This is a genomic window from Salinirubrum litoreum (assembly GCF_020567425.1).
Taxonomy (GTDB): domain Archaea; phylum Halobacteriota; class Halobacteria; order Halobacteriales; family Haloferacaceae; genus Salinirubrum; species Salinirubrum litoreum.
In genome coordinates this window covers 1426310-1448710 of sequence record NZ_JAJCVJ010000001.1, presented here as the reverse complement: position 1 = coordinate 1448710, position 22401 = coordinate 1426310, and the positions used below count along the sequence as shown (strand labels likewise).

The following is a 22401-nucleotide window of genomic DNA, read 5'->3' as shown; positions in this document are numbered from 1 at the left end:
GCCCGGCGCACGGGACGCCGACGCGGGAGCGGTCGCGGCGTGACTCCGTCCGGGACGTCGAGCGGTCACACCGGAGTCGGCAAACGGGCGATTTATCGGGCGAGCGCCCGCAGTCGTCGGTATGGAAGTCAAGTCCCGACACCATCTCCGGAGCGACGGGATCGACGACATCGTCGACGCCCTGTCGGCCGGCCTCGGCGTCGACCCCGACGGCGACACCTACGAACTCGTGGAACTGACCGACACCGAGTTCGATCTGGTGCTCGTCGACGGCGAACCCCTCGTGTTGTACGTCGACGACGAGCCGTTTCTCACTGTCCGCGGCGCGAACGAGTTCCCCCCACAGCGCGGCGTCGTCACGGTCGACGCCGGTGCCATCTCGTTCGTCTCGGACGGTGCCGACGTGATGCGGCCGGGCATCACCGAGGCCGACCCGGACATCGAGGCGGGCGACCTCGTCGCCATCGCCGAGGAGACCCACGGGAAGGTGCTGGCAATCGGCCGGGCGTTGGTGGCCGGGAGCGAGATGGTCGGTGACTCGGGGAAGGTCGTCGAATCCATCCACCACGTCGGCGACGAACTGTACGAGTTCTCGGTGTAGTCGGCTCGACTCACCGTCGCACGACGGCAGGACGAGTGCCGGCAGGTCTCTGGACTCGCCGTCGCACGGCACTCCCACGCCGTCGCTCCCGACTCAGAGGGCGTTCTCGACGGCCGAGGCCACCGACCGTGCCTTCTCGGCCAGCGCCGTAGACACCTCGCCGGCCGCGACCGACGCGTCCAGTTCGTCGTCGTCCACGCGTTCGACGGTCCCGTCGCGGTGTTTCACCACGTCCACGTGCAGGTCCACGTAGCGGACGGTGTCCGGGAAACACTCGACGGGCGTGCAGATGTTGACGTAGGTCCCCTTCCGCGTCCCCTCGGCATCGCGGTACACCGTCGGGTACCACCAGCGACCCTCCCGGAAGGTCGTCGACGCCACGTCGCCGGATTCGCGGGGCACGCCCAGCGCGTCGTAGTCGCCGCCGGGGGACATCTCCCGCCGGATCGACAGGGTGCCGTCGGCGTCACGGTCGGTCACCTCGCCGGTTCCGAGGACGATCAGTCGCCCGTCCGGCTTCCCGTGACCGATCGTCACCGAGTCGCCCTCTGTCGGGCCGAACTGGTCCGTCACGACCCCGAAGGGGAACTCGCCGGTCGGGTCACACAGCGCCTCAGCGAAGTCCACGCCCGCGCTGGCAGCGGTCGAGGCCGCCTTCGTCCGGTGGTGGCCCGGCATGGTCGTGGTGACCGCTCGGCGCAGGTCGTCGAGCGCGAATCGGGACGCCCGACCGAACCAGACCCACCGCCCCGCACCGGGCGTGACGACCGGTCTCGGGTCGTCGGCCTGCGCGCCACCCGCACCACTCGCGCCGACCGCGTCCGAACCGCTCGCGTCTCCCGTGCCACCGACACCCGCCTCGGTCAACTGCCGGGCACGCTCGCTGGCTCGCGTCAGCGCCGCCGAGAGCGTGGCCATGTCAGCCTCGGTCGCGCTGTGACTCCACCGGACGCCCCAGCCCTCCGGCACGTCGGCGTCCAGCAGGTCGGTCATCCCGGCGAGTTCGCGGCCGGCCGCGTCGTCGTACGTGTCGACGGTCGTCCCCGACTGGCCCGGCACGAGTGTCGCCAACCCCGCGAAGGCCCGTATCTCGGTGTCGAGCAGCGGCCGGTCGTCGCTCCACGGCGCGGCCGGGTCGATCACCTGTGCCCGGACCGAGTCGCCGGACTCGATCCGGTCGTCGACGTTCCGGAAGGGGAGGTAGCCCTCGCCGACGCCGAGGTCCACGACCGCGCCGCCGCCCCGTGTGTCGGTCACGCGGCCGTCGAAGACGCCGGCGCGTGGCGTCGGGTCGTCCCACGCGAAGGTGTCGATCCCGACCTCGCGGAGTCGGGCTGTCAACTCCGCGACCGCCGGCGGTTCACCCTCGACGCCGACGCCCTGTCGGTCGTCGGTGGTCTCGACCGCCACGTCGTGGTCGCCGCCCGCGACGTCGGCGTCGAACCGCCGGCGGATCGCCGGAGAGGCCTGCACCACGTCGTAGTCCTCGGCGAGCAGCAGTTCCGTCAGCGCTGTCGTGTAGATCCCTCTGATTCGGACGCTGGTACTCATAACAGATCCGGGTCGGTGACGAACCGCACCCGGTCGTGGACCGTCGGCCCGAGGGTCAGTTCGACCTTCTCGTCGGACAGCACCCGCCCGTCTTCGACGGGGACGCCCCACGTGTCGAACCGGAGGTAGCCCCGCAGGTCAGAGCCGTGAGTGTAGCAGTCGAAGAACTTCACCGTGTGCTCGTGCACGTCGCTCGTGCTGTGGGCCTTCTCCATGTCCGAGTAGACCGTCTCTCTCTCGTCGAAGAACGCTCGCAGGTCGTCGGCGTCCGCCTCGACGGCCGCCGTCACGAGTTTCGAGGCCTCCCTGAGGTCGCTCCGGTCGAGACCGACCGCCCGGAGCGCCTGCTGTGTCCGCGAGTCGAAGTGCATACCACTCCTTCGGTCGGCGGGGTTTTCAGCCTGTCCGGTTCCGGCGAGCGCGAAATCGACACTGGCGTCGTCGCTCCCGGCGAGACGGACGCGACCGTCTCCTCCGGCGTGACAAGGCATTAATCCCACCCGGCCGAACGCGGGAGCATGGCCGACAGACGCGACCCGATAGAGACCGCCTCGGACGGGTCGCAGGACCTCTACGACGTTGCCACGTGGGAGGAACGGACCTCGCTCGACGGACTCGCCACCGCCATCTACCGGCTGGGCAAGTTCTCACTCAGATGGCTCACCATCGCGCTCGGGTTCCTGTTGTTGCTCGGGATCGGTGGGGCGAGCGCCATCTTCGACCCCCAGATCGGCGTCCTGACGCTCCTCTCTGCCATCCCGGCGCTCGGACTGGCCGCGTACGTCTGGTACAGCGACGCGACCACCGGCGAACCGCTCACGCTCCTCGTCGGCACCTTCCTGCTCGGGGTCCTGACGGCGAACTTCGCCGCAGTGATCAACAGCTACGGCCAGTTCGTCTTCGGCGGCCTCGGCGGTCTCGGCATGATCCTCTTCTTCTACATCGTGGTCGGCCCGGTCGAGGAGACGGTCAAACTGCTCGCCGTCAGGCTCTACGCCTACCGGAAGGACAGTTTCAACGCGGTGATCGACGGAGCGGTGTACGGCGCGATGGCCGGTCTCGGCTTCGCAACCATCGAGAATGCGCTGTACATCACCCGGAACCTGGACGGCGCGACGCCCGAACTCGGCCTCGGGATCATCGGTGCCGGCGGCGGGATCACGGCCATCCGCGCGCTCGCGGGCCCGGGCCACGTCGTCTACTCGGCGTTCGCCGGCTACTACCTCGGCCTGGCGAAGTTCAACTCGGAGAACGCGGGCCCGATCGTCATCAAGGGCCTGCTGATCGCCGCGTTCATCCACGCGACCTACAACTCACTGGCCGGCGTCGGCTCCACCGCCATCGCGCTGATCCCCGGTATCCCCGGTGGGATCGTCTCCTTCTTCCTGTTCGTCGTGCTCTACCAGGGCTTCTTCGGCCTCATCCTGCTCCGGAAGTTCCGCCGCTACCGGATCGCCTACGACCGGGCCCACGAGTCGGACGCGAGAGACGAGGCGTCGCTGACGGCGGAATCGACCGAGTTCGAGTGAGCGGGAGAACCGACGGCGAGAACGGCTGGCTTCGGGAACCTAGCTCTCTGCGGGTTCTTCGGTGCGTTCTCTGAGGAGGTCACGCACCGCGTCGGGGTCGTCGATCTCCGCGAGTTCCTCACAGGAGACGATGGCGGTCCCCTCGACCGACTCCTGTTTCGCGCGCTCCTCGACGAAGTAGACCGACCGCGTGCGCGTGACGTTCCCGATCGAGGACATCAGTCGCGCGCGCTTCTCGGCGCTCCGGGTGAACGCCGAGTGACCCGTCAGGACGTTGTCCGCCCGACTGTCGGCGTCCTCGCTGACGGCCTTGAACGGGGCGCGCGAGGTCGGGTGGACCCGGAAGCCGGCCCGTGCGAGGACACCCAGCACGTGTTCGTCGTCCGGGTCGGCCTCGGGATCTTCCGGCATCGGGTCGGCGTCCCGAACCGCCTCGGCCCCGTCGATCACGTCGACCGGACTGGAGAACGGCCTGCCGAACAGTTCTTCGAGTTTGACGGCCACCTCGATGGAGGCGTTCATCCCGTCTTCGTACTTCGAGACCGTCCGCCGGGAGACGCCGAGTTCCGACGCGAGTTGCCCGAGACTCAGTTCGCTCTCCTCGCGGACCTCCGAGAGCAGGTCGCCGTCGATGTTGACGTACAGACCGCCGGGTGCCGCGTAGATCAGCGGCGGGACGCCCTCGACGAACAGGTCCAGTGCGGTGTCCGGCGAGAGGACCGGCACGCCGTGCCGGAAGTAGACCACGTCCGGCTTCAGGTCCTCGTCGCGCGTCCGGAGACCGATGACCATCGGCGTGGCGTCGAGGTAGGTGCCGAGTCGACGCATCTCCGATCCCGTCGCAGCGTCGAAGGCGTCGATGTTGCCGAGAATCTTCAACAGCAGGAGGTCGTCGCCGCGACGGGCCGCGAGGTCGAAGCTCTTGGGGCGGACCGCGATGCGGTCGCTGACGAGGAAGCCCGCGTCTTCGAGCATGGCCGTGACGTTCTCGACCAGCGCTACCCGTGACATACGGGGGGATAGGCGATTAGGGATACATATGCGTTGTGGCGAGCGACGCGCTCTCGTCGGTCGATTCCTTCCGTAGTCGGTCGGTAGGGTTAAATACCAGTTCGGACTGCACGACCGGGTGAACTGCCGAATCCGCGCGGGTGTTCAGGACAGACCGCCCCGCCACCGTCGACCTAGGCCACCCCGCCACCGTCGACCTAGGCCACCCCGCCACTGTCGACCGGGGCCTGCGTGTGACGGGCCCGTGTCCGAACTCGGGTCGTGTGACAGATTCACGTCCCCACACGACCTACCCCGACACGAGATGGACGACGCGACTCCCCCCGGCACCGACAGATCCGAACACACCGCCGACGAACACGGCGGACGGGCCGACGCTGCCAGCGACGAGAACTCCGACGAACGGACCGGGACAGCCGACAGCGCCGGCGGTTTCGGCACGGTCGAGGCCATCTTCCTCGCGCCCGAAGACTCCGCGCCGATGGAGTCCCGCGAGTCGGTCGACGCGGTGGAGGGTGGCCTGCGCGGCGACCGCTACCTCACGGGCAGCGGTTACTATTCGCCGTACGACGTGTGTCAGGTCACCCTGATCGCGGCCGAGGGGATCGAGACGATCCGCGCCGAGGCGGGCATCGACCTCACCGACGGCCGACACCGGCGGAATCTCGTCGTCCGGGGCGGCGACCTCCGGGACCTGCTGGACGCGACGTTCCGCGTCGGCGGCGCGACTCTGCGCGGGACGCGCCCCCGACCGCCCTGTGTCCACGTCGAACGTGTCGCAGACGAGGACGGCGTGGCCCGCGCACTCGGCGACGGACGCGGTGGGATCTGTGCGGACGTGCTGGAGGCTGGCGAGATATCGGTCGGCGACGGGATCGAGATCGTCGAGTCCGACCCCCGGAGCGTCGGTCGGCAGATCGCCGAGCGACTGGGATTCGGCGGGGAGTGAGACCGGGTCCCGTCCCGTCGCTACTCCCCGGTCAGCGCCTCGCTCGCGGGCGCGAAGTCGAGCGTCTGGCCGATACCGGCCGCTCTCGCTTTCTCGTAGAGCAGGTACGCCCCGGCGACCGTCTCGATGCCGGTCCCGCCACTGTCGAACAGCGTGATCTCCCCGTCGGAGGTTCGGCCCTCGGCCTCCCCGGCGACGACCTCGCCGAGTTCCGCGTGGACGTGCTCCTCGGTGACGGCACCCGACTCCAGTGCGTGGAGGAACGCCCCGGCGTCCTGTGTCGCACGCTTCCGGAGGTCCGGAACGTAGGTCGCCCGCTGGACCGTGGTGTCGTCGACCTCGCGCTTCTGGGGGTTGTACTGGCCCATCGCGGTGACGTGCGTGCCGGGTTCGAGCAGGTCGCCGTCGAACACCGGATCGTCGGCGTTCGTCGCCGTGATCACGATGTCGGCGTCCTCGACGGCGGCCGCGCTGGACGCGACCGCCGCGACACTCGCGTCGAGACGCTCGTTCATCTCGCCCGCGAAGGCCTCGCGGTGCGCTTTCGTCGGCGAGTAGACCCACACGGTGTCGAGGCTCCGGACCGTGGCCGTGGCGCGGAGTTGGCCGCGTGCCTGTGCGCCACTGCCGATCACGGCCACCGAGTCGGCGTCGAGACGGGCGAGTTCGTCCACCGCGACCGCACCCGCCGCGCCGGTCTTGAAGGGGTTCATGCTCGCACCGTCGACGATGGCCAGCGGTGCCCCCGAGTCGGCGTCGAACAGCGGCGTGACGAAGTGAGCGTCCCGGTCGGCGAACCCCGCCGCGTACATGTATCCACCCATCGCGCCGGTGTCCGGGAGGATCGCACTGTAGCCGGTCAGCATCCCCGGCGGGTCCGACTGGAACAGCTTCGTCCGTGGCTCTGCGGGCGCGCCCTCGCCACGCTGACGGTACCCCTCTCGAACCGCGTCCACGTACTCGCTCGGCGTCGCCAGATCGGCCACGTCCCCACTCGTCAGAAACAACGTCTCGGTCATAGCTGGCCTTTCGCGGAGGACACTCAAAACCGTGCGGGCCGGCGACGACTCGGCGTCGTCGCTGGGTGACGAGTCGAGACGGCGGGAGACGAGTCGAAGAGAGGAGCGAGAACGGAAAGAGAGAACGGAAAGAGAGAGAACGGAAAGAGAGACCGCGAGTGTGGCGGGCCGAAGCGCGGTGTCGGATCAGTCGGCCTGCACCGGTTGCGCGACGGCCTCGGCGTTCGGCACGTCGGCGGTCGGCGACGGGGCGTCGACCGGCGCGTTGACGAACAGGGCGTGGCCGATCGCGAGTGCCGAGACGCTCGCGGCGGCGGGGATGGCTGCGGTCAACCCCACACCAGCGACGGCCAGCGCGCCAGTGATGCCGAGCAGTGCGAGCGGAATGAAAGCGAGAACGTAATCGTAGTATCCAGTCATAACCTAATACATACTATGGCAAGCACCCATATAGTTCTTTCCCGTGGGTAAGGCATATCCTCCAATTCTACCACCCAATAGATTCTCATAAGTTATGAGGTGCGTTTCGGGCGTGTGACGCCCTCACACGCCAAAATTCTACGGCGTTCGACAGAAACTAGCGTCGAGGGCGGTCGCGAGTCGGAGACGGTCGGACCAGTCGAGAGTCGAATTCCGGGGAACGCCGGCGCGCGCGATATCTCGAGTCGAGCACCGACGCCGAGCGAGACGAGGTGCAGTCAGTCTCGGCCGTCTCCGGAGACACACGTCGGCTGGTCGGCAGATTTCCCCCGAACCCCCAGTTTGATAGCGGCGTCCGAGTATCTTCGACGTGCGTGTCATTCACGCACACCGTAGTTCTTGTGCGACGGGGCGTGGTCCGTCCGGGGGGCCGGACCCGCCACTCGTCGCTCGCGGTGGAGTCGTCTCCGGAGACGGAGTCGCAACACTCGGTCGGGGCACAACCCTCATTGTGACCACCCGCATCGAGTAGGGCATGACCGACGAGCGACCGTCCCGCGTGGTCGAGTTGGAGGGCCACATCATCGACTCCGGGATGATGCAACGCTGTTTCGGCATCGTGATGGACATGGGTGGCAACTTCGACGTGGAGCAGTTCGACGTCGGCCGCCACAAGGACGCCGAATCCTACTGCCGGATGCGCGTCTTCGCCGACGACGGTGACGCCCTCCAGTCGATCCTCCACGAACTCCACCAGAACGGCGCGAACCTCTCCGATCCGGTCGATGCGCATCTCGAACCGGCCCCCGCCGATCAGGTGGTGCCGAAGGGGTTCTACTCCACGACGAACCACCCGACGCAGGTCCGGTACGACGGCGAGTGGATCGACGTGGACGACATCGAGATGGACTGTGCGGTGGTCGTCGAGGACGGCGACGACCCCACGGCGCGGACGAAGGTGCTGAACGCGATCCGCGAGGACGACCTGATCGTCACCGGCGAGGCCGGCATCCGGGTCCACCCGCCGGAACGCCCGCGTGACGCCTCCGGCCCCTTCGGGTTCATGCAGGGCGGCGTCTCCTCGGAGCGACCCTCGGAGTCGCTGATCCGGCAGGTCGCCGAGGCCATCGAGGAGACGAAGCGCGCCGACGGGAAGGTGCTGGTCGTGACCGGCCCGGCGCTGATCCACGCGGGCGCGGGCGACGACCTCGCGCGACTGGTCCGGGAGGGCTACATCGACATGCTGTCGGCGGGCAACGGCTTCGCCACCCACGACATCGAGCGGAACGTCTACGGCACCTCGCTCGGCATGGACGTGGAGACGATGGAACACCCCCGGAAGGGCCACAAACACCACATCTACACCATCAGCGAGATCATCCGCGCCGGGGGTATCGCCGAAGCGGTCGACGACGGGATGATCGACGGCGGCGTGATGTACGAGTGCGTCCAGCAGGAGGTGCCGTACGTCCTCGCCGGGTCCATCCGGGACGACGGCCCACTGCCGGACACCATCACCGACGCGGTGGAGGCGCAGAACGCGATCCGCGAGCAGGCCCACGAGGCCGACATGGTGCTGATGCTCTCGACGCTGTTGCACTCGGTCGCGGTCGGGAACTGTCTCTCCTCGACGACGAAGGTCGTCTGTGTGGACATCAACCCCGCGACCGTGACGCAACTGCTGGATCGCGGGTCGGAGCAGGCCATCGGGATGGTGACGGACATCGGGACGTTCGTGCCGACCCTGGCCGACGAGATTCTTGGCGAAGAGTGAGGTGAAGGGGGTGTGGGTTTCGGGGAACGTTCCGCAGGATACTGGCGACAGCACGGCGACTACGACCGCAGACCGGGACTGCACAGCGACCGTAACTGCGACAGCACAACGACTGCAGACCACGACAATACAGCGACCGCACCACTATCCGCCACTGCGACCGCGACCGCAACAGTATCCGCCACCGCTACCGCTACTCGTGCTAGCGCGAGGAACCGCACCGCGACAGCGACCGCACCTCAGTCCTCCCCAGCCTCGGCGGGCGCACGAGAGCGCCCGCCTCCCTCGCGCGTTTCTCGCGCGCCGGCTTCTGTGCGGAATCGCACGCAACGCTCGTCATCCGATCGACTCACGCCAGCCGGGACGCGAACTGGCGACGACCGGAACCGAGCAGTGTCCGAGCGACAGCGAGGACCTGCTCGCAGTCCGGGCGTCGGCAGTCGGGGAGGATGGGGGACTACTGCGACGACCGGGTTCCGAACCGACAGCCGACACGCCGGGTGACGACCCACGCGACACACCCGAAATCGTGTCATGTCATAACGTGTCAATCCTGCAAAACTATTAAGATGTTCCCCATTCAGCGTAGAAGTACGCAGATCGGAGGTTCCACGACATGATCCCACTCCCACGCATCCAGACCCCGCTCGGCACCGAGAAGCCGGGCGTGGGCTATCTGCGCGATGCGATGGGAGGCTGGATCGGGACCCTTCGTGACACTCGGTCCGGCTTCGCCGTCGTCGCGTAGACCACGCGTACGCCGGGGCGGTCCGCTTCTCTCGCCACGCTGGAAGCGGACCGGCGGGTCCGAGTGTCCCTCTTCTCCGGCGACTCACGACGCGACCGGTGTCACCCGACCGTCGGTTCGGCCGACGGCGGCGATCCGACCAGCGACAGCGCCCGGGACGACGAGTGGCGACGCCGTCCCACACTCCCCTACGGTGGCGGGGTCCGACCGCCCGTGTGGCTCTGCGCACGGCGGCGAACCCCACGCGCGTTCGACTCGCGCGGGGAGCCTGCGATGGCAGTCCAGCAATCCAGATCGGTGCAGGTTCGCGCGACGCTCGAAGTCCTGGTCACTCGGAACGCCCGAGGCGACCTCACGGACGGTGTCCACGACCGCCTCCGGAAGGTCGCGGTCGTCGAGCACGTCGAACACGTCGAGATCAGTGGGCTCACGCCCGGACTGAACGACCTCCGCGTCGAGGCGACCGCCGACCTCCGACTCTCGGCGGAGACCGCCGACGCGGACGACGCGACGCTCGAAGCACTCCTGCGAGAGGGCTTCGGCGTCGCCGACGCCGACGTGTCGCGGGACGACTGACGCGACCGACTCGTCGCCCGCGGGCCGCGCCGTCCCGACCACCGACAGCCGACCCGACGAACCGCCCGCCGACTCACCTCGAACCGCTCACCCACCACACGCCGCCCACAACCTCACAGATGTCGTCGAAACACTACCCCGTCACGCACGAACCGCCTCGCACACGCCGCACCACCGCCCCCGCGTCGGCGACCGACGCACCGCAACCACCGGCTTCGCTCCCGGTCCTCGTCGGAACTGTCGTCGCGACCGCCGCCGTCCCGCTGACACTGGCGTTCCCCGGCGTCGCCGTCTCGCTGGCCGTCCTCGCGGTCGGCGCACTGCTCGTCCGCCGGGACTGACCCGGCCACGCCGACGCACTCGCACCGCCCCCGCCGACGTGCTCGGCTCTCCACCGACGCTGCCCTTCCACCCCGCCGACGGATCGGCTCTCCACGGACGCCGGTCCCCGTCACGTTCGTAGCTACTCGGGGAGTAACTGTTCGGCGAACAGACTGAAGTGTGTGGTTACGCTGTCTGTTTTCAGCATGAAAGTGGAACGCTACACGCTCGTCGCGGTGACAGCGGCGCTGGTGGTCGGCGGTGTCTCGCTGCTCGTCCCGGGCCAGCGATTCGACATCCCGGCGGTAGACGCCACCGGTCTGCTCGCCGCCTCGCTGTGGGCGACGACGATTCTATTCGCCGCCGCGACGGTGGTGTGGCTCGTGTTGACCTACGTCGTCGGACGGGGGTACGACATCCCCGAGGCGGTCCACGGCGGCGAGACCGTCCAGGTCCGGATTCTGACCGTCGACGCCGCGTCCGTCGTCCAGCAGACCGTCGACTCGCTCCCCGAGGAACTCGCCGACGTCCACGTGATCGCCGAAGCCGCCATCGACGTCGACGGGGCGACGGTCCACGTCGTCCCCGAGGAGTTCGAGTGTTCGGCCGTACGGAAGGGACGAGCGCTGGAGTGGGGCCGTCGACACATCCCCTGTGATCGGGAGTACGTCCTCTACCTCGACGAGGACAGCATCGTGGAACGGTTCGCCGGCCTGCCGGACGCCGGCGTCGTCCAACTGCGCGAGAAGCCCCGCCGAACCGGGTCGGTGCTGTCGTACCTCGCGGACGTGTTCCGGATGGGCGTCCAACTCGAACAGCGCGCCTTCGCGCGCCTCTCGATCCCGCTGTTCGCGTGGGGCGGCGGCATCGCAGTCCGGAAGGAGTTGGAAGACGAGGTGACGTGGGACCGCGAGACGCTCGTCGAGGACACCGCGTTCGTCTGGGCCGCCGCCCAACAGCGGGAACTCGACTTCGAACTCGCCGACGTGATCTGTCGCAACGAGGCCCCGCCGTCGCTCGGCGAGATTCTCCAGCAGCGTCGGCGGTGGGCCGCCGGCAACCTCCGGGCGGCGACGATGCTCCCGCTCCACTACCGGGCGCTGACACGCTTCCGGAACTCGGCGTGGGCACTCTCACCGATCGTCACACTCGTCGTCGTCCCGCTGTCGGTACTCGGGATCACCGTCGTCTCCGGTGGCCTGTTCGCCCTCGCGTCGCTCGGTCTGGCGGTCGCCACGCTGTTCTGGTATCTCCGGGGGGTCGCCTACTACGGCGGGAGCAAACTCGCGTGGGCGCTCGCGGTCCCGCTGACGCCGGTGGTCACGCTGGTCCACTCGATGGGGACGGTGCTGGGTGTCGTGGACCCGCCGGAGGACTTCCGGGTCACCGAGAAGGCCGGGACCGAGGACGACGACTGACTCCCCGGACACGGTCGCGGACGATCACTCCCGCCCGCCCCAGACCAGTTTCTCCGGCAGTTCGACCGTCAGATCGTCCTCGACGGTCACCTGACAGGAGAGTCGCGGGTAGCCGAACCGGTCGGCCAGTCGGTCGTGCCAGTGACTCGGTGGCTCCGCCCCCTCTCGAATCCGGACGCCACAGGTCGCACAGATGCCGCGCCCGCCGCAGTTCGCCCGACTCGTCAGTCGGGTGTACGGCGAGAGACCGGCGTCCAGCAGGAGATTCCGCAGGTTTCGGCCCGGTGTCGTCGTCAGCACCGTCTCCGCGCCGTCGTGGCGCACCGTGACGCGAACCTCGGTCGCGGTCGGCGGGTCGTCTCCCGTCGTCTGGTCTGCTGCCATCACACCTCGTTCGGGAGCGAGGTGTGTAAGTCCGTCTCTCGTCGGCGTCGCCCGCGAGTCCGACTCTCGGCGGCGCGAGTAAGCCCACCGTACCGCAGACGGCGGCCGGGTGAGTCGGGTCGCCCTGCGCGGTGCCTGACGCCCGTGCTAGCAGTCGTGACAGCATACTTATCGTATCTGTCGGCGTCGTATCTCCGATGACGATTCACAGTTCTCACGAGGAGGCCGACCGATGAAGACGATTCGCGGCGAGTGGCGCGTGATCGGTCGCTCGACCGGCGACCGCGAACTCCTGGTTCGGCCGGTCGGCGAGGCGATGGTCGTCCCCGACGAACTCGACCTGGCAGGCTGTCTCCGGGTCGGCACCGACCAGTACGGCGACGAACTCGACGACGTCGTCGCCGACCTGTCGGTCGGTGCGCTGCTCGACGCGGGCATCTACCCCGGCACGCCCGGCCGGTTCGTCGAACTCTCCGTGGTCGCGGAACCGACGTTCACGCTGGTCCACGAGACCGACAAGACGCCGTCGGTGGCGGCCGACCTCTGGGAGCGGGCGACCGCCGACGAGGAGGTCGCCGAACCGATCGGGGCGAGTATGGCCGTCGAGACCGGCGACGGCGACGCCGAGGTCCACGTCCTCCAGTCGTCGCTCCGCGCGCCCGAAGACATGTGGTGGCAGTTCGTCGCCGGCGACGGTGCCGAGTCGCTGTTCGCCGGGTTCGAACACCTCGACGGGAAACCCGTCGACGTGATCGCCGCGAAACCGACGAACCAGCCGTTCTTCTACGTGTTCGCGTTCCCGACCACCGACACGAGAACTGCCCGAAACCTGCGAGCGACACTCGGCGTCACCGAAGACGGCGAGGCCCGCCAGCCACTGTCGGTCGAGGACATCGAGCGACTGGCCACGGAACACGGGATGACGGCGACGGTCTCCGGCACTCCCCGGTGACGAGGACTGGCTGTCGACTCGACCGCAGACGGCCACGGCTCACGCCGCCGACCACTGACGGCTCTCGAAAGATAGTGTCACGTCGAACTGCGTATCGCCTCGCACAGCGGCTGAGGAACGTGAAATGTGTATGCTGGAGATCACGTTCCCGACCACTGCGTGGCCGTCGGCGGAACCGAGGCCACCGGGCCATATTCTTCTCCCGGTATTAAGCGTTGTGGCCTGTCGTGACCGCCTCGTCGTCTGGCGGTTTCTCTCGACGGCTGTTCGGCTGTCTGGCTCGTTCCCGAGCGCGTCGTTCGTCGCGTATCCGCCGGATAAACCCTCCGTGCGGTGGTTCGCGTTTCCACATCATATTTTACGCTACACGCCTGACCGTGCGTATGGAACTGTTGGACGAGGGACCGGTCCCCGATCACGCACTCGACGTGAAGCACGAGGCCCGCGAGTTCGCCGAGGAGCACATCGCCCCGGCGGCCGCAGAGTACTACGAGTCAGGCGACTACCCGTGGGACGTGCTGGAAGCGGGGATGGACGCGAACCTGATCGCACAGGACATCTCCGAGGAGTACGGCGGTCGCGGCCTGAGCCTCGAGGAGATTCTCGCGATCGCCGAGGAGTTCTACCGTGCCGACGCCGGCATCGCCCTGACGCTCCAGTTGGCGAGTTTCGGCTGTGAGATCACGGACCACTACGGCACCGACGAGCAGAAGGAGGAGTATCTGCGCCCGGTCGCCGAGAACGATCAGATCTCCGGGCTCGCGGTCTCGGAACCGGACACCGGCTCCGACCTCGCGGGGATGACGACGAGCGCCGAGAAGGTCGAGGGCGGCTACGAACTGAACGGCGAGAAGTACTGGGTCGGCAACGCCGTCGAGGCCGACTGGCTGACGGTCTACGCGAAGACCGGCGACAAGGAGGACCGCTACTCCAACTACTCGCTGTTCATCGTCGAGACGGACACCGAGGGGTACGACGCCGAGCACATCCCGGAGAAGATGGGGATGCGCGCCTCGAAGCAGGGCCACATCGTCTTCGACGACTGCTTCGTCCCCGAGGAGAACCTGATCGGTACGGAGGGCGGCGGCTTCTACATGCTCGCGGACTTCTTCAACCACGGGCGCGTGATCGTCGGCGGGCACGGACTCGGCCTCGCGGCCGCGGCCATCGAGGAGGCGTGGGAGTTCGTCCACGGCCGGAAGGCCTTCGGCCGGAACGTCTCGGAGTTCCAGTCGGTCCAGCACATCCTCGCGGACATGCGCATGGAGTTCGAGGCCGCCCGTGCGCTCAACTGGCGCGCCGCGAAACACGTCGCGAACGGCGAGAACGCGGGCTTCTGGGCCGCCTCCTGCAAGACGAAGTCGACGGAGACGGCGACGATGTGTGCCGAACGCGGGATGCAACTCCACGGCGGGCGCTCGGTCCTGACCGAGAACCGCATCTCGCGGGTCTACCGCGACGTGCGCATCCCGGTCATCTACGAGGGCGCAAACGAGATCCAGCGCAACCTCATCTACCGCCAGCAGGGCTGAGGCGATGGACGACGAGCGGAGCGAGGGATCGGCACGGAACGACGACGCCTCGGCGTCGACGCCGAACGGCGACATCGGGTCGTCGTCGGCCGACTACACGATCCGGGACGCCCTCCCGACGGTCGAGGACTTTCTCCACTTGCGCGAGTCGGCGGACATGGCTCCCCGGTCGCGCGAGGCGGTCGAGCGCGGGCTACCGAACTCGGTGGTCGGTGCCATCGCGGTGCACGACCCGACCGACGAGACGGTCGGGATGGCCCGCATCGTCGGCGACGACGGCGCTGTCTACCACGTCTGCGACATGGTCGTCCACCCGGACCACCAGGGTCGCGGATTGGGGACGCGACTGATGGAGCGGTTGCTGGCCTACGTCGAGGAGACCGCGCCACCGCAGGCGTACGTGAACCTCGTGGCGGACGTGGACGGCTTCTACGAGCAGTTCGGTTTCGAGGAGACTGCGCCGGTCTCGAAGGGGATGTACCTGCGGACCGAGTGAGTCGTCCACCGCCGACCGACCCGTCTCTCACTCCTCGCCACGACCCAGCGCCGGGACGACACGCGCCGGGTTCTTCGAGAAGACACGCTTCAGTGCGTCCTCCGACACGTCCAGCGTCAGAATCTCCATCACGCCGACGCTGGGGTGTGCATCCGGCGCGCCACTGCCGAACAGCACGCGGTCCGGATGCTCGAGCAGGCCGCGCTCGAGCAGGCCGCGATACCGCACGAAACTGGTGTCCAGGTAGAGTTGCTCCCGCGTCTCCAGCAGGTCGATGGCCGACGACATCAGTTCGCGGTTCAGCGGGAAGCCACCGAAACTCGTCAGGACGACCGGAAACGAGTAGTCCAGCAGCGTCTCGCGGGCCTGGGCGGGCGTGAACGACTCTCCCGCGTGGACCAGCACGGGCAGACCCACCTCGTCCAGCATGGCGAGCGTCTCGTCGTCCGGCAGGCCGTCCCGGCCCGGCGCGAGCACGAAGCCGTGGAACCGGTCGTCGTAGGCGTACTGCTCCACGTCCTCCGGGTCGGTGTGGTGCGACTGCCGACTGGAGGCGAGGTTCCGGAGCCGACTCGACGCGCCCGCACCCGGGTCGCGCGGCCCGGAGAGTCGCGCGAAGGCGAGGAACGGGCGGTCGACACTGAGTCGCGCGACGGCGTTGTTCGCCTGCAGGTAGCCCTCGCGTGCCGCTCGGCTCCCCGGCGACACCACCGCCCGGACGACCCCCGACTGGTGCATCTCCCGTTCGAGTCGTTCCGGCGTGATGTCCCGCCCGAAGGTCGCCACCTCCTCGGCGTTCGGGTCGAGTCGCGCGTTCACGTCCACGACGCGGAAGCCGTGCTCCAGTTCCAGCATCGTCGGGTGGTCGTCACGCCGGGGTAATAGACGTTGCTCACCCCTCGGGCCGACGGTGTCGACTCCACAGTCCGACACAGGCCGGTGGTCGGGTGTTGTCAGTAAACTGGTAAACAGACATATATTCACCGCAGTTGAGGGAGCGAGACGTGAGCGTCGTCGCCGAGTTCACCGCCGGTATCGACGACTTCCCGCTCGGACCCGCGTTGGGTGTCACCGACACCCAGCGCGTCGAACTCGAGCGAGTCGTCCCGACAGACGGGGGGGTCCTGCCGTTCTTCTGGGTCTGGACCGACGACCCGGACGCCTACGTCTCGGCGGCGGGTGACCACCCCGCAGTCGAGTCCGTCACGGTCCTCAGTCGCGTCGACGACGGCGCACTCTGTCGGGCGCGGTGGGTGGACGACGGCACCGGACTGATCGCGGCCATCGTCGCCTCCGGCGTCACCGTCCTCGACACGACGACCGACGGGGACCGGTGGCGGATCAGAGTCCGCGCGACCGACAGAGACGACATCTCTTCACTCCTCGACCAGTGCCGTGCGTCCGAGGTGGACATCGAACTGCGACGACTCGCGCCGGAGTCCGGGCCGGACGAACACGACGGACTCACCGACGCACAACGGGAGATTCTGCTCCTCGCACTCGAATCGGGCTACTTCGAGGAGCCACGCGAGGCGTCTCTGGAGGACCTCGCGTCGGAACTCGGCGTCTCCCGACAGGCGGTCGGCACGCGACTCCGGCGAGCCTACGGGAACCTGATCGAACACTCGCTCGTGCTCCCGTGAGAGACGACGGGACCGCGACGCGTCTCCTCACAGACTTGTTCCGAAACGTCGGTACAGTTCAACAAACTATCTTCACTACTTGAACGGGTTGCATTGTAAATAGTCAAGCATAGCCTTGTGCGGGTGAGTATTACGGGTAACTCTGCTCAGAGGCACGATGCGAAGCGAGCGGATTGTCGAACGACAATGCACACGAAACACACCGCAGCAGACGAGGTAGGATCAGTTGTGACCGAGCGCCGATTCGGGCCGGACGACGACGAGGCGGAGCTCTCGTCGGTCGTCGCCGCGACGGTCGCCGACGCCGCAGGTGTCGAGACGACCGAACTCGATCCGTTGTACAACTCCGGGGTCGACCCGGACGCACTGAACACCCTCTTCGACGGTGCTGGCGAGGACTCCCGGCTCACCTTCGACTACGCGGGCTACCGCGTTCGCGTGACCGGCGACGGCCACGTCGGCGTCTGGGAGCCGTGAGCGACCCGCGCAGTTCTACTCCCGCCGGACGGACTCGCCCGTCCCCGACCGTCGTCTACTCCACCAGCGACAGCGACGCCAAACACCGGTAGTTCCTACATCACTCGACGGTAGTTGCTACACCCCTCGACAGTCGTCACGCCCCCGTGTTTCAGTTCGGCGAGTCACGACGATTCCGAGGTCGGTGTACGCGACGAGTCCCCCTCGCAGTCGTGCGATTAGCCGACACGGCACCCAGAAACGTATTTATAGAACTGCAAGCCTATCGGTGGCGAGGATTTCCAATCATGGCAGCACGCATGCAGCAACCGATGTTCATTCTGACAGAGGGAACGACCCGAACGCGCGGCGGGGCGGCACAGGAGTCCAACATCCGTGCCGGGAAGGCCGTCGCCAACGCGGTCCGGACGACGCTCGGCCCGCGCGGGATGGACAAGATGCTGGTCGACTCGTCGGGCGAGGTCGTCATCACCAACGACGGCGCGACCATCCTGAACGAGATGGACATCGACCACCCCGCGGCCCAGATGATCGTCGAAGTCGCCCAGACCCAGGAGGACGAGGTCGGCGACGGGACGACCACGGCGGCGGTACTCGCGGGGCGACTGCTCGCCGAGGCCGAGGAACTCTTAGAGGGTGACCTCCACCCGACCGTCATCGTCGAGGGCTACCACGAGGCCGCCCGCCTCGCACAGGAGGCCATCGACGCGCAGGTACTCGATCTCGATCTGGACGACGAGACGCTCGTGAAAGTCGCCGAGTCGTCCATGACCGGCAAAGGAACCGGCGACGTGACCGCCGACGTCCTCGCGGAGCAGGTCGTCGCGGCAGTCCGGCAGGTGTACCACGACCGTCTGGACCGCGAGAACGTCCACGTCCACACGAAGACCGGCGCGTCGTCCAGCGCGACGGAACTCATCGAGGGCGTCCTCCTCGACAAGACGCCGGCGAACGACAACATGCCCCGGACCGTCGAGGACGCGGCCGTGATCGTCCTCGACACGAAACTCGACGTCCGCAAGGCGTCGGCCGACACCGAGTACAACATCACCAGCGTCGAGCAACTCGACGCCGCGGTCCGCGCCGAGGACGACGAACTGCGCGGCTACGCGAAGTCCCTCGCGGACGCGGGCGTCTCGGTCGTCTTCTGCACGAAGGCCATCGACGACCGCGTGGCGAACTACCTCGCAGATGCGGACGTCCTGGCGTTCAAGAACGTCTCGACGAAGAAGGCGCGGGCCATCGCCCGCGCGACCGGCGCGAAGCGCCTCGGCACGGTCGCCGATCTGGACGAGGCGGACTTCGGCCACGCCGACCGCGTCCGTGTCAAGAAGTACGGCGACGACGAACTCACCTTCATCGAGGGCGGCCGGGCGGCCGAGGCCGTCACGCTGTTCCTGCGCGGCGGGACCCAGCACGTCGTCGACGAACTGGCGCGCGCCATCGAGGACGCCATCGACGTGACTATCGCGGCACTGGACAAGGGCGGCGTCGTCCCCGGTGCCGGTTCCACGGAGATCGCCATCGCGGACTACGTCCGGGAGCAGGCAGCGGGCATCGAGGGCCGCAAGCAACTCGCCGTCGAGGCGTTCGCCGACGCGGTCGAGACGCTCCCGCGCACCCTCGCGGAGAACACCGGCATGGACCCCATCGACGCGGTCGTGGACCTGCGCGCTCGCTTCGACCGCGAGGGACGTGCGGGCGTCATCGCGCTCGGTCAGTCCGGCGAGATCGGTGACCCGGTAGAGCACGGCGTGCTCGACCCGGCGGCCGTGAAGCGCGAGGCCATCGAGTCCGCGACCGAAGCGGCGACCATGATCGTCCGCATCGACGACGTGATCGCGGCTAACTAATCGCTGTACTGTTTTTTTGGTGGGTTTTGGTTCGGTGGGTGTTCTGGCGAGTGAGTACGAGAGAACTACTCGGGTGAGTGAGTGAGAGAGAACTCTGGTGAATCGATCTGAGATGTGAACTAAGCCGACATGGTCGTGGACAACGAGGGGTGAAAGCCCCCGGTCTCTCGACCCGCCGCGACTTGGTGTCGTTCGAGAGAGCGAAGCTCTCTCGTGATGACGAGAGACGCCCTTGGCGTCTCTCGAACCACGCGCCTCAGTCGGGAGCGCGCGTCGCTTCGCTCCGCGCGCTCCACTCCCTGCGGTGCTTTCGTCGTCGGGGCGGGACCGAGAGACCGGCCCCTTTCAGTTCGACCCAAACTTACGAAAGATCACGCAGTTACTGGTCGTCACCCGGCGTGTCGTCTGGCGATCCGGAACCCGGTTCGCTCGTACTCCCCACTCCTCCCCGACTGCTGACGACCGACCTGCGAATCGGTCCTCGCTGTCGCTCGGACACGATTCGGTTCCGGTCGTCACCAGCTCGCGTCCTGCCGGGTTCCCGGCTGTCGTCGGCGTGATAGGGTGACAGTCGAGTGACGAGTGTTGCGTGCGCTTTCACCTCGAATCCGGCGTCTTCGTGAGGGGACCGAACGAAGGCTCGGAAATTGGGGATTTCCGGCGCGTGCGAGCAACGCGCGCGAGGGAGGCCAGCGCGTTCATGCGCTGGCCGAGGCTGGGGAGGTCCGAGGTGCGGTGCTGTCAGCGGTGCGGTAGCGGTTCCTCGCGCTCGCACGAGTGGCGGTCGCGGTGGCGGTTGCTGTCGCTGTGCTGTCGCGGGTGCGGGTGTGGTTGCTGATGCTGTCGCGGCCTGCGGTGCAGTAGCAGTCGCAGTCACAGTTCGCAGTGTAGTAGCAGTACCAACCTCGGTCGTCCCTCCAGCCACCCTCACAGCCTCCGATACCCGCCCCAATGTCACCTCCAGAACCGACCGAATCACCCACATTCGACAGCCGATTTACGTACTCCAAGCGCGTACACCAGCGCATGAGCACCGAACCAAAAGCCGAGTGGACCGAGTGGCGCGAAGCGAAAGACGAGTACCTGAAGCGCAACCCCCACTCGCCCATCCCACAGGACCAGCGCGACCGGTTCGACGGCCTCGACTACTACCCCTACGACGCCGACTACCGGTTCGTCCTCGCACTCGACCGCTTTTCGGACCCCGAGACCGTCACCATCGACACGACCACCGAGGGGACACAGGAGTACCTGCGCTGGGGTGCCTTCACCGCCGACATCGCCGGCGAGTCGGCGACCGTCCACGCGTTCAAACCGGCCAGCGACCCCGACGCCGACCACCTCTGGGTCCCGCTCCGGGACGCGACGTCGGGCGACACGACCTACGGCGCGGGCCGGTACCTCGATCTGGACGCCGACCACCGGACCAGCGACGACCGCTGGGTCGTCGATCTGAACTACCTCTACAGCCCCTTCTGCGCCTACAACGACGCCTACGAGTGCCCGCTGACGCCGGTCTCGAACTGGCTGGAGGTGCCAGTCGAGGCCGGCGAGCGCTACGAGGACTGACCCGACCGAGCGATGTCGGCGTCCCGACTCTCTCGCCGCCCCGACTGGCTCACCCGTAGACGCGTCGGACTCCTCGCCGGACCAGTCGGCTGTCTCGCCCTCCTCCTCGCGCCGACACCGACCGGACTCCCCCCGACCGGGCAGGCGACGCTCGCGGTTACCTGGTGGATCGCGGTCTGGTGGCTGACCGAGGCAGTCGCCATCCCCGTGACGAGTCTCCTGCCGGTCGTGCTGTTTCCCCTGCTCGGCGTCGGGACGGTCCAGTCGGCGACAGCACCCTACGCCGATCCGGTCGTCTTCCTCTTTCTCGGCGGCTTCTCGCTCGCGCTCGCAGTGGAGAACGTCGGACTCCACCGCCGGGTCGCACTGGCGGTCGTCGGCCGACTCGGGACCGATCCGCGTCGCCTGCTCCTCGGACTGATGCTCGTCACGGCCGGGCTGTCGATGTGGCTCTCGAACACCGCGACCGCGATGCTGTTGCTCCCGGTCGCGCTGGCGCTCGCCGGTGTCGACGGGTCGCCGGCAGAGGGCGGTCCGGAGCAGACCGAATCCACCGAACGGGCGACGAGCGAGCCACCCGGCCCACTCCACGCGCCGAACCCCGCACTGGAGGCCGGCGAGACGGTCGAGTCGCCGACCGCCGTGGCACTCCTGCTCGGGGTCGCCTACGCCGCCTCGGTCGGCGGGGTCGCCACCCCGGTCGGCTCCCCGCCGAACGCGATTCTGGTCGGTGTCGCCCGATCCACGCTGGGTGTCGACGTCGCCTTCGCGGAGTGGCTGGCGGTCGGGCTTCCACTCGCTGTCGGGTTTCTCGTCGTCACGTGGGTCGTCCTCGTTCGCCTGTTTCCCCTCTCTGCGGACGCGCTCTCGGTCGCGTCCGACCCGGATGCCGACGCGACGGGCGACCTCCCGCCGGTCTCGGTCGGCGAGCGCCGGGTCGCCATCGTCTTCCTCGCGGTCGCGGGGCTGTGGCTCGCGCGTCCCTTCCTGCTCGCCGACCTCGCACCGGGACTCACCGACGCCGGCATCGCGGTCGCCGGGGCCGTCGCGCTCTTTCTCCTGCCCGGCGAGGACGGCCCCATCCTCTCGTGGGGCGACACCGAGCGCGTCCCGTGGGGCGTCCTCCTGTTGTTCGGCGCGGGCTTCTCGCTGGCGGCCGCCGTCCGCGACAGCGGCCTCGACGAGTGGGTCGCCGACCTCCTCGTCGGCGTCGGCGGCCTGCCGGCGGTGCTCGTGATCCTCGTGGTCGCACTCGGCACGACGTTCCTCACCGAGATCACCTCGAACACGGCGACCGCCTCCCTGCTCCTGCCGATCCTCGCGGCGGTCGCGCCCGCCCTCGGCGTCCCCGCACTACCACTGCTGACGGTCGGCGCGATGGCGGCCTCCTTCGCGTTCATGCTCCCGGTGGCGACCCCGCCGAACGCGGTCGTCTTCGGCTCTGGCCTGGTGAGCGTCCCGACGATGGCCCGTGCCGGCGTCCTGTTGAACGTCCTCGGCGCACTGTTCGTCACCCTGCTGGCGACCGGGTGGGTCCCCGTCGTGTGGGGGTAGCCTCCCGGCTGAACGTTTTTCCCC

At 68.0% G+C, this 22401-nt stretch carries 23 protein-coding genes; 16 read left to right on the top strand and 7 right to left on the bottom strand.

Going from position 1 to position 22401, the window contains the following annotated elements; all coding sequences use genetic code 11:
• The first annotated feature begins 121 nt into the window (after nt 1–121).
• Entirely contained in the window at nt 122–601 is a 480-nt protein-coding gene (locus LI337_RS07360; protein ID WP_227229158.1) for an RNA-binding protein, read from the top strand.
• Nucleotides 602–694: 93 nt separating this feature from the next.
• Here the strand turns inward: LI337_RS07360 and LI337_RS07355 are convergent, their stop codons facing one another.
• Together LI337_RS07355 and LI337_RS07350 are read right to left on the bottom strand one after the other, a co-directional pair.
• Nucleotides 695–2152: a ribonuclease FAU-1 family protein gene (locus tag LI337_RS07355; protein ID WP_227229157.1), complete on the bottom strand. Its 1458-nt coding sequence runs from the start codon at nt 2150–2152 to the stop codon at nt 695–697.
• Nucleotides 2149–2523 carry a DUF7532 family protein gene (locus LI337_RS07350; RefSeq protein ID WP_227229156.1) on the bottom strand — a complete coding sequence of 125 codons (375 nt, stop codon included), beginning with the start codon at nt 2521–2523 and terminating at the stop codon, nt 2149–2151. The genes LI337_RS07355 and LI337_RS07350 overlap by 4 nt, the downstream gene beginning before the upstream one ends.
• 147 nt (nt 2524–2670) lie before the next feature.
• On the opposite strand from LI337_RS07350, the gene LI337_RS07345 reads away from it, so the two are divergent.
• Nucleotides 2671–3681, top strand: a complete 1011-nt coding sequence (locus LI337_RS07345) for a PrsW family intramembrane metalloprotease (RefSeq protein WP_227229155.1) — start codon at nt 2671–2673, stop codon at nt 3679–3681.
• Between the two features lie 39 nt (nt 3682–3720).
• On the opposite strand, the gene LI337_RS07340 is transcribed toward LI337_RS07345, so the two are convergent.
• On the bottom strand, nt 3721–4692 hold the full coding sequence (locus LI337_RS07340) for a transcriptional regulator (protein ID WP_227229154.1): 972 nt from the start codon (nt 4690–4692) through the stop codon (nt 3721–3723).
• 481 nt (nt 4693–5173) lie between these two features.
• On the opposite strand from LI337_RS07340, the gene LI337_RS07335 reads away from it, so the two are divergent.
• Nucleotides 5174–5641: an MOSC domain-containing protein gene (locus LI337_RS07335; protein ID WP_227229435.1), complete on the top strand. Its 468-nt coding sequence runs from the start codon at nt 5174–5176 to the stop codon at nt 5639–5641.
• 20 nt (nt 5642–5661) lie between these two features.
• Here the strand turns inward: LI337_RS07335 and LI337_RS07330 are convergent, their stop codons facing one another.
• Complete coding sequence (locus LI337_RS07330) at nt 5662–6660, bottom strand: ornithine cyclodeaminase family protein (protein ID WP_227229153.1); 999 nt, start codon at nt 6658–6660, stop codon at nt 5662–5664.
• Between the two features lie 186 nt (nt 6661–6846).
• Complete coding sequence (locus tag LI337_RS07325) at nt 6847–7080, bottom strand: DUF8015 family protein (protein ID WP_227229152.1); 234 nt, start codon at nt 7078–7080, stop codon at nt 6847–6849.
• 535 nt (nt 7081–7615) lie between these two features.
• Here LI337_RS07325 and LI337_RS07320 point away from each other — a divergent pair.
• The 5 genes from LI337_RS07320 (at nt 7616) to LI337_RS07305 (ending at nt 11917) form a co-directional block, all read left to right on the top strand.
• Nucleotides 7616–8854 carry an ornithine cyclodeaminase, nickel-pincer nucleotide-dependent gene (locus LI337_RS07320; RefSeq protein WP_227229151.1) on the top strand — a complete coding sequence of 413 codons (1239 nt, stop codon included), beginning with the start codon at nt 7616–7618 and terminating at the stop codon, nt 8852–8854.
• Nucleotides 8855–9470: 616 nt separating this feature from the next.
• Nucleotides 9471–9602 (top strand): hypothetical protein, encoded by a 132-nt coding sequence (locus tag LI337_RS19875; protein ID WP_264474855.1) that lies wholly within the window; start codon nt 9471–9473, stop codon nt 9600–9602.
• Between the two features lie 273 nt (nt 9603–9875).
• A complete protein-coding gene (locus LI337_RS07315; RefSeq protein WP_227229150.1) occupies nt 9876–10178 on the top strand; it encodes a hypothetical protein in 303 nt (100 codons plus the stop codon).
• A gap of 119 nt (nt 10179–10297) precedes the next feature.
• Nucleotides 10298–10519, top strand: a complete 222-nt coding sequence (locus tag LI337_RS07310) for a hypothetical protein (protein ID WP_227229149.1) — start codon at nt 10298–10300, stop codon at nt 10517–10519.
• A 186-nt stretch (nt 10520–10705) separates the two neighbouring features.
• Nucleotides 10706–11917: a glycosyltransferase family 2 protein gene (locus LI337_RS07305; protein WP_227229148.1), complete on the top strand. Its 1212-nt coding sequence runs from the start codon at nt 10706–10708 to the stop codon at nt 11915–11917.
• Nucleotides 11918–11941: 24 nt separating this feature from the next.
• Here the strand turns inward: LI337_RS07305 and LI337_RS07300 are convergent, their stop codons facing one another.
• Complete coding sequence (locus tag LI337_RS07300) at nt 11942–12301, bottom strand: 2Fe-2S iron-sulfur cluster-binding protein (RefSeq protein ID WP_227229147.1); 360 nt, start codon at nt 12299–12301, stop codon at nt 11942–11944.
• 232 nt (nt 12302–12533) lie between these two features.
• On the opposite strand from LI337_RS07300, the gene LI337_RS07295 reads away from it, so the two are divergent.
• The 3 genes from LI337_RS07295 to LI337_RS07285 all read left to right on the top strand — a co-directional run bounded on the left by LI337_RS07295 (nt 12534) and on the right by LI337_RS07285 (nt 15281).
• Nucleotides 12534–13253 (top strand): hypothetical protein, encoded by a 720-nt coding sequence (locus tag LI337_RS07295; RefSeq protein ID WP_227229146.1) that lies wholly within the window; start codon nt 12534–12536, stop codon nt 13251–13253.
• A 383-nt stretch (nt 13254–13636) separates the two neighbouring features.
• Nucleotides 13637–14785, top strand: coding sequence for an acyl-CoA dehydrogenase family protein (locus LI337_RS07290; RefSeq protein ID WP_227229145.1), 1149 nt, complete (start codon nt 13637–13639; stop codon nt 14783–14785).
• A 4-nt stretch (nt 14786–14789) separates the two neighbouring features.
• On the top strand, nt 14790–15281 hold the full coding sequence (locus tag LI337_RS07285) for a GNAT family N-acetyltransferase (RefSeq protein ID WP_227229144.1): 492 nt from the start codon (nt 14790–14792) through the stop codon (nt 15279–15281).
• A gap of 27 nt (nt 15282–15308) precedes the next feature.
• Here the strand turns inward: LI337_RS07285 and LI337_RS07280 are convergent, their stop codons facing one another.
• Entirely contained in the window at nt 15309–16136 is an 828-nt protein-coding gene (locus LI337_RS07280) for an amidohydrolase family protein (RefSeq protein WP_227229143.1), read from the bottom strand.
• A 149-nt stretch (nt 16137–16285) separates the two neighbouring features.
• On the opposite strand from LI337_RS07280, the gene LI337_RS07275 reads away from it, so the two are divergent.
• The 5 genes from LI337_RS07275 to LI337_RS07255 all read left to right on the top strand — a co-directional run bounded on the left by LI337_RS07275 (nt 16286) and on the right by LI337_RS07255 (nt 22377).
• A complete protein-coding gene (locus LI337_RS07275) occupies nt 16286–16924 on the top strand; it encodes a helix-turn-helix domain-containing protein (protein ID WP_227229142.1) in 639 nt (212 codons plus the stop codon).
• Nucleotides 16925–17110: 186 nt separating this feature from the next.
• Nucleotides 17111–17401: a HalOD1 output domain-containing protein gene (locus LI337_RS07270; RefSeq protein WP_227229141.1), complete on the top strand. Its 291-nt coding sequence runs from the start codon at nt 17111–17113 to the stop codon at nt 17399–17401.
• 299 nt (nt 17402–17700) lie between these two features.
• On the top strand, nt 17701–19254 hold the full coding sequence (gene thsA, locus LI337_RS07265; RefSeq protein WP_303645243.1) for a thermosome subunit alpha: 1554 nt from the start codon (nt 17701–17703) through the stop codon (nt 19252–19254).
• Nucleotides 19255–20280: 1026 nt separating this feature from the next.
• A complete protein-coding gene (locus tag LI337_RS07260; RefSeq protein WP_227229139.1) occupies nt 20281–20823 on the top strand; it encodes a DUF1684 domain-containing protein in 543 nt (180 codons plus the stop codon).
• A gap of 12 nt (nt 20824–20835) precedes the next feature.
• Nucleotides 20836–22377 carry an SLC13 family permease gene (locus LI337_RS07255; protein WP_227229138.1) on the top strand — a complete coding sequence of 514 codons (1542 nt, stop codon included), beginning with the start codon at nt 20836–20838 and terminating at the stop codon, nt 22375–22377.
• Nucleotides 22378–22401: the final 24 nt, after the last annotated feature.